6 protein-coding genes are annotated in these 6,601 nt (G+C 67.6%); all 6 read left to right on the top strand.

Annotated features, from left to right (window positions below):
• Window positions 1-180: 180 nt before the first annotated feature.
• The 6 genes from clsA to IE267_RS24750 all read left to right on the top strand — a co-directional run bounded on the left by clsA (window position 181) and on the right by IE267_RS24750 (window position 6,592).
• Entirely contained in the window at window positions 181-789 is a 609-nt protein-coding gene (gene clsA, locus IE267_RS24775; protein ID WP_100572761.1) for a cardiolipin synthase ClsA, read from the top strand.
• A gap of 112 nt (window positions 790-901) precedes the next feature.
• Window positions 902-3,397 (top strand): mannose-1-phosphate guanyltransferase, encoded by a 2,496-nt coding sequence (locus IE267_RS24770; RefSeq protein ID WP_161244375.1) that lies wholly within the window; start codon window positions 902-904, stop codon window positions 3,395-3,397.
• A gap of 97 nt (window positions 3,398-3,494) precedes the next feature.
• Window positions 3,495-4,418 (top strand): DUF881 domain-containing protein, encoded by a 924-nt coding sequence (locus IE267_RS24765; protein ID WP_161244376.1) that lies wholly within the window; start codon window positions 3,495-3,497, stop codon window positions 4,416-4,418.
• Window positions 4,415-4,747, top strand: coding sequence for a small basic family protein (locus tag IE267_RS24760; RefSeq protein ID WP_031069011.1), 333 nt, complete (start codon window positions 4,415-4,417; stop codon window positions 4,745-4,747). Before IE267_RS24765 ends, IE267_RS24760 begins: the two co-directional genes overlap by 4 nt.
• A 5-nt stretch (window positions 4,748-4,752) precedes the next feature.
• Complete coding sequence (locus tag IE267_RS24755) at window positions 4,753-5,565, top strand: DUF881 domain-containing protein (protein ID WP_189764759.1); 813 nt, start codon at window positions 4,753-4,755, stop codon at window positions 5,563-5,565.
• Window positions 5,566-5,572: 7 nt separating this feature from the next.
• Entirely contained in the window at window positions 5,573-6,592 is a 1,020-nt protein-coding gene (locus IE267_RS24750) for a double zinc ribbon and FHA domain-containing protein (protein WP_161244378.1), read from the top strand.
• Window positions 6,593-6,601 lie beyond the last annotated feature (9 nt).

Raw genomic sequence — 6,601 nt, 5'->3', positions numbered from 1 at the left:
TTTGGGGAAAGCCCCGCATCATGATCTGTAGAAATACGGGTCACGGTGCGGGGCTTTTTCGCGTTTCCGTCCGCTTTGTGGGGCCTCGGGTGGGTGCTCCTACCCCCTGTGCAGCATTGGTGCGTGCTGACGGTAGGGTCAGGGGGCATCGTCGGCACATTTCCCACAGGAGGCCCCCGGGTGGAGGTCCAGGAGACTCGCGTTCAGACGGACCGGGTGCTCACCATCCCCAATATTCTCAGCATGGCGCGCCTGGTCGGCGTTCCGCTCTTCCTGTGGCTGATCCTCCGCCCCGTCTTCGGCGGTCCGAACAGTGATGGCTGGGCCCTGCTGGTGTTGGCGCTGAGCGGTGTCAGTGACTACTTGGACGGCAAGCTGGCCCGGCGCTGGAACCAGATCAGCAACCTGGGACGCCTGCTCGACCCCGCCGCCGACCGGCTGTACATCCTCTCCACACTCGTCGGGCTCACCTGGCGGGAGATCCTGCCGATTTGGTTGACCGCTGCCCTAGTGGCACGCGAGTTGATGCTTCTGGTGATGGTGGGAATCCTTCGCCGGCACGGCTATCCGCCGCCCCAGGTGAACTTCTTGGGCAAGGCGGCTACGTTCAACCTGATGTACGCGTTCCCGCTGCTGCTGCTCAGCGACGGACACGGGTGGCTCGCCTCCCTTGCGGCGATTTTCGGATGGGCGTTCGCTGGATGGGGTACAACTCTGTATTGGTGGGCAGGAATCCTGTATGTGGTTCAGGTCCGCCGGTTGGTGAAGGCGGACGCAGCGGCCGATTAGCTCGGCGACCGCGGCCCCGATGAGAGTCGGCGGCCGTGTTGGGCGCCAGAGGCCTTGCCCGTCCGGGCGAAGTCGGCCAGACCGCCGTCTCTTCGAGGAGGACGTTTCCGACATGAAGGCCGTCGTTATGGCTGGTGGCGAAGGCACACGCCTTCGCCCCATGACTTCGAGCATGCCCAAGCCGCTCCTGCCGGTGGTCAACCGGCCGATCATGGAGCATGTGCTGCGGCTGCTCAAGCGGCATGGGCTCAATGAAACCGTCGTCACCGTGCAGTTCCTGGCGTCGCTCGTCAGGAACTACTTCGGTGACGGGGAAGAGCTCGGAATGGAGCTCACCTATGCCAATGAGGAGAAGCCCCTCGGCACCGCGGGCAGCGTCAAGAACGCCGAGGAAGCCCTCAAGGACGATGCCTTCCTGGTCATTTCCGGTGATGCCCTCACCGATTTCGACCTGACCGATCTCATCAACTTCCACAAGGAGAAGGGCGCACTCGTCACGGTGTGCCTGACCCGGGTCCCCAATCCCCTTGAATTCGGCATCACCATCGTCGACGAAGAGGGCAAGGTCGAGCGCTTCCTGGAGAAGCCCACTTGGGGGCAGGTCTTCTCCGACACCGTGAATACGGGCATCTATGTGATGGAGCCCGAGGTATTCGACTACGTCGAGGCCGACAAGTCCGTCGACTGGTCCGGCGATGTCTTCCCGCAGCTGATGAAGGAAGGCAAGCCCATCTACGGCTATGTCGCCGAGGGCTACTGGGAGGACGTCGGCACGCACGAGAGTTACGTCAAGGCGCAGGCCGACGTGCTGGAAGGCAAGGTCGACGTCGACATCGACGGCTTCGAGATCTCCCCGGGCGTATGGGTCGCGGAAGGCGCCGAGGTCCACCCCGACGCCGTGCTGCGCGGACCCCTCTACATCGGTGACTACGCGAAGGTCGAAGCGGACGTCGAAATCCGCGAGCACACCGTCGTGGGCTCGAACGTGGTCGTCAAGAGCGGTGCGTTCCTGCACAAGGCCGTCGTCCACGACAACGTCTACATCGGGCAGCACAGCAATCTCCGCGGCTGCGTGATCGGCAAGAACACCGACATCATGCGGGCCGCCCGCATCGAGGACGGCGCCGTCATCGGCGACGAGTGCCTCGTCGGTGAGGAATCGATCATTCAGGGGAACGTCCGGGTCTATCCGTTCAAGACCATCGAGGCCGGCGCATTCGTCAACACCTCGGTGATCTGGGAATCCAGAGGCCAGGCCCATCTCTTCGGGGCCCGGGGTGTCTCGGGAATCCTGAACGTCGAGATCACGCCCGAACTGGCCGTACGCCTCGCGGGTGCGTACGCCACCACGCTCAAGAAGGGGTCGACCGTCACCACGGCGCGCGACCACTCCCGTGGTGCGCGGGCGCTGAAGCGGGCCGTCATCTCGGCACTGCAGGCCAGTGCCATAGACGTACGGGACCTGGAGAACGTCCCCCTGCCCGTCGCGCGGCAGCAGACGGCGCGAGGCAGCGCGGGCGGGATCATGATCCGCACGTCTCCTGGTGTCCCGGACTCCGTCGACATCATGTTCTTCGACGAGCGGGGCGCGGACCTCTCGCAGGCGGGACAGCGCAAGCTCGACCGCGTCTACGCCCGCCAGGAGTACCGGCGAGCCTTCCCGGGTGAGATCGGCGATCTGCAGTTCCCGTCCAGCGTCTTCGACTCGTACACCGGATCGCTCCTGCGCAAGGCCGACACCACCGGGATCGCGGAAGCCGGCCTCAAGGTCGTCGTGGACGCCTCCAACGGAAGCGCCGGCCTGGTGCTGCCCAGCCTGCTGGGCCGGCTCAAGGTGGACGCGCTGACGATCAACCCCGGTCTCGACGAGTCGAGGCCGACCGAATCGCCGGAGAGCCGGCGTGCCGGTCTGGTGCGGCTCGGGGAGATCGTCGCTTCGGCTCGGGCCGCGTTCGGGGTGCGGTTCGACCCGGTCGGTGAGCGGCTTTCGCTGGTCGACGAGCGGGGCCGGATCGTCGAGGACGACCGTGCGCTCCTGGTGATGCTGGACCTGGTCGCGGCCGAGCGGCGCAGTGGGCGGGTGGCCCTGCCGGTCACGACCACGAGGATCGCCGAGCAGGTCGCCGCGTATCACGGCACTCAGGTGGAGTGGACGACGACCTCGCCGGACGACCTGACGCGGGTCGGCCGTGAGGAGTCCACGATCTTCGGCGGCGATGGGCGCGGCGGGTTCATCATCCCCGAGTTCAGCAGTGTCTTCGACGGCGCTGCCGCGTTCGTGCGGCTCATCGGCCTGGTGGCGCGCACCCAGCTCACGCTGAGTCAGATCGATTCGCGGATACCGCAGGCGCACGTCCTCAAGCGGGACATCCCGACGCCGTGGGCGGTCAAGGGCATGGTGATGCGGCGCGTGGTCGAGGCGGCCGGCGGCCGGTCGGTGGACACCACCGACGGCGTACGGGTCGTCGAGGCCGACGGCCGCTGGGTGATGGTCCTGCCCGACCCGGCCGAGGCCGTCACCCATCTGTGGGCCGAAGGGCCGGACGACGTGTCGGCCCAGGCGCTGCTCGACGAATGGGCCGCGGTGGTCGACAGCGCAGGTCACTGACGTTGTGGCGGTGTGCGGGGCCGGGCCTTCGGGCCCGGCCCCGCACACCGGTGGGGCCATTCGGTGGTAACGCCGACGACGTGCGACGATGTGCGGCATGCCGCAGCAGCCCCCCGTTCGGAGCACGCCGTCTCCGCCCCCGCGCCCCGACGCGTCGATGTCGCTGCTGACCAATGTCATGGACCACGCGCTCGACGACGGGTACGCGGAGGCGACCGCTCGGCGCAAGGCCGAGGGCCAGGCCGGAATGCCGCGCACGCTGAAGGCCAAGCTGGGCCTCGCGGGCGGTCTGGTGCTCGCCGCCCTCGTGGTGACGGTCGGCGCGGCCCAGGCCCGTATCACCGCCCCTGTGGTCGCCAAGGAGCGCCAGGAGCTGATCGACCGGGTCGACTCGGAGACCAAGGCCGCCGACAAGCTGCAGAGCGATGTGGACGCGCTGCGGACCGAGGTCGGGGACCGGCAGCGCAAGGCGTTGGAGAAGCACGGCGGCGACCAGGGCGAACTGGTGGCGCTGCTTTCCGGCGCGACGGAGGTGCACGGCCCGGGTGTGAAGCTGGTCGTCGACGACGCCAAGGAAACGTCCCAGGGCGACGGCAGCCGGCCGCGCGAGAGCACCACGTTCGCCGACACCGGCCGGGTCCGTGACCGGGACATGCAGCGCGTGGTCAACGGTCTTTGGCAGTCGGGCGCGGAGGCTGTCGCCATCAACGGGCAGCGTCTGACATCGTTTTCTGCGATCCGGGCCGCGGGCGACGCCATACTGGTCGACAACAGGCCACTGGTGCCGCCCTATACGGTGCTCGCGGTGGGCGACGGCAAGAAGCTGAGCACCGCCTTCCAGGACAGCGCGGACGGCCAGTACCTGCATGTGCTTCAGCAGAACTACGGGATCAGGGCCAGTATTTCGGCCGAGGGCGACGTGCGTCTCCCGGCGGCGCCGAGCCTGACCGTGCGTACCGCAAAACCAATGGCCACGGGCGCCGGCAAGGGCGCGGCCGACACAGGGAAGGGCACATCGTGATCGCCGTACTTGGCCTCGTCGTGGGAGTCGTGGTCGGACTTTTCGTCCGGCCCGAGGTGCCTGCGGTGGTCGAGCCGTATCTGCCGATCGCCGTGGTCGCGGCACTCGACGCGGTCTTCGGCGGCCTGCGGGCCATGCTCGACGGCATCTTCGTCGACAAGGTCTTCGTGGTCTCCTTCCTGTCGAACGTGGTGGTCGCGGCGCTGATCGTGTTCCTCGGCGACAAGTTGGGCGTGGGGGCGCAGCTGTCGACCGGTGTGGTCGTGGTGCTCGGCATCCGGATCTTCTCCAACGCGGCCGCCATCCGCCGGCACGTCTTCAGGGCCTGAGGCCGATGAGTGACGTGGAGAAGAACACCGATCAGGGTGACGGCGACGGTGAGCGGACCGTCGAGGCGCCGGGTGAACCCGCCGACCCGAAGCCGCCGCTGACGGGCCGTCAGCGGCTCGCCGCAGGTCTGTGGCCGCCGCGGGTCAGCCGAGCGCAGCTCATCGTGGCGCTGCTGCTCTTCGTCCTGGGCCTCGGGCTCGCCATTCAGGTCCGCTCCAACAGCGACAACAGTGCGCTGCGCGGCGCCCGCCAGGAGGATCTGGTGCGCATCCTGGATGAACTGGATTCCCGTACGAAGCGTCTTGAGGACGAGAAGCAGCGTCTGGAGGGCCAGCGCACCGAGCTGGAGACCAGCTCCAACCAGGCGGAGGAGGCGCGCAAGCAGACTGTGGAGAAGGAGCAGCAGCTCGGGATCCTGGCCGGCACGGTCGCCGCGCAGGGCCCCGGCATCACGTTGACGATCAGCGACCCCAAGGGCGCAGTCGAGTCCGACAAGGTGCTTGACACGGTGCAGGAGCTGCGCGCAGCAGGCGCCGAGGCGATCCAGATCAACGACGTCCGCGTGGTGGCCAATACGTACTTCTCCGACGAGACCGGCGGCATCGGGGTGGACGGAACCAAGGTCAGTGCCCCGTACGTCTTCAAGGTGATCGGCAGGCCGCAGGATCTGGAGCCGGCGCTCAACATCCCTGGTGGAGTGGTGCAGACTCTGGAGAAGGAGCAGGCCACGGCTACAGTGGCCCGCTCGGAGAAGATCATTGTGAACGCCTTGCGAGCCGCGAAGCGGCCTGACTACGCTCAGTCGTCCTCGCACTGATGGGGGCATGCGTGAGAGCTGCCGCACAAGGGCAGGACGTTGCGGGGGGTCGCCGCTCCGTAACAGTGGTGCGTGGTGGAAACTGTTTGGCGGATACGGACGTTGTGAGGATGTCCGGGTCGGCCGGTGTGTTGATTCTGGGTTCGTCCTGCCCCACGGGCGGGTCTATTTCGGTCAAGGGGAATCGCCCGTGAAGTTGTTTGCGAAGTTGTTCGGCAAGAGCGCACGCCAGGACGGCGGCAGCGCCGCCAGGCACCGTGCTCAGCGCCCCGGAGAGCCGGAGGAGCAGGGCGGCGAGCGCCCGCTGTTCCGCGATGAGGTGGCCGGTTCCGGAGGCGACATTCCGGGCGCGTCGTCTGTTGACCCTGCGGGTGCCGGGCGCATAGGTTTCGGGGAACCGTCAACCTCAAGTTCGGGTGGAGGGTTTGGCTCCGACCCGTATGCCACCAGCGCCCACGCGGTGCCGCCGCGGCAGGAGGATCCGTCGATGTCGGGCATGCCTGTTTGTACGAGGTGCGGGCACACGAACCCCGCAGCCAGTCGCTTCTGCTCCAACTGCGGCGCTCCGCTGCGGCCCGGTGTCGTCCCGGAGCGTGCCTCCGAGACCACCTCGACGATCTCGATCTCCGGCCTCGAAGCGTACGACGCCGAGGTGACCGGTCAGACGCAGCTGCCGTCGCTCTCCCCGGAGGCGCAGGCCGCCGTCGACGCCCTGCCGCTGGGCTCGGCGCTCCTGGTGGTGCGGCGCGGGCCGAACTCTGGAAGCCGCTTCCTGCTGGACGGCGAGCTGACCACGGCCGGCCGCCACCCGCAGAGCGACATCTTCCTCGACGACGTGACGGTCTCGCGCCGTCACGTGGAGTTCCGGCGTGGTCCCGACGGGCGTTTCACCGTCTCCGACGTCGGCAGCCTCAACGGCACCTATGTGAACCGCGAGCGCATCGACTCCGTCGATCTGACCAACGGCGACGAGGTCCAGATCGGCAAGTACCGGCTGGTCTTCTACGCGAGCCAGCGCGCGCTCTGAGCCACGGCC

Source organism: Streptomyces xanthochromogenes, from assembly GCF_014650455.1.
GTDB classification, from domain to species: domain Bacteria; phylum Actinomycetota; class Actinomycetes; order Streptomycetales; family Streptomycetaceae; genus Streptomyces; species Streptomyces xanthochromogenes.
Note: the sequence above shows the minus strand (reverse complement) of the source record. Positions and strands in the feature narration are given on the sequence as shown.